Origin of the sequence: Streptomyces sp. MCA2 (assembly GCF_023544705.1) — a bacterium.
Taxonomy (GTDB): domain Bacteria; phylum Actinomycetota; class Actinomycetes; order Streptomycetales; family Streptomycetaceae; genus Streptomyces; species Streptomyces decoyicus.
Genome location: NZ_JAMJFM010000135.1, coordinates 1 through 442 on the forward strand (window position 1 = coordinate 1; position 442 = coordinate 442).

1 protein-coding gene is annotated in these 442 nt (G+C 67.4%); it reads right to left on the minus strand.

The features are described 5' to 3' along the window. Positions 1 to 442, minus strand: a 442-nt coding sequence (locus M8I34_RS41145; RefSeq protein WP_250058171.1) for a phosphopantetheine-binding protein, incomplete at both ends; no start/stop codon positions are given.

Here is a 442-nt window from a genome sequence, read left to right on the forward strand (position 1 = left end):
ATGTGGTCGGGTCGTTCTCTTGGTTCGAGTGCGGTGCGTGCTCCGGTTGCGTGGTGGAGGCGGGTGGCGAGGCCGGTGATGGTGGGTGCTTCGAAGAGGTCGCGGACGGCGAGTTCGACGCCGAAGGTGGTGCGGATGCGGCTGAGGAGTCGTACGGCGGAGAGGGAGTGTCCGCCGAGGTCGAAGAAGTTGTCGTCGATGCCGAGTGTGGGCAGGTTGAGGGTGTGGGCGAAGAGGCTGCGGAGGATCTCTTCCTGGGGGGTGGGGGTGCGGCGCCGGGCAGTGGTGGTGGCCGTGTCCTGCTCGTCGTCGCCGGTGACGTGGGTGAGGAGTTCGAGTTGTCCGTCGGCTGTCCAGCGTGCGGGGGTGCCGGTGGGGTACATCAGCGAGCCTGAGTCGGCGGGGCTGAAGGGGTCGGTGACGTAGGTGTCGTGGCTGAGTT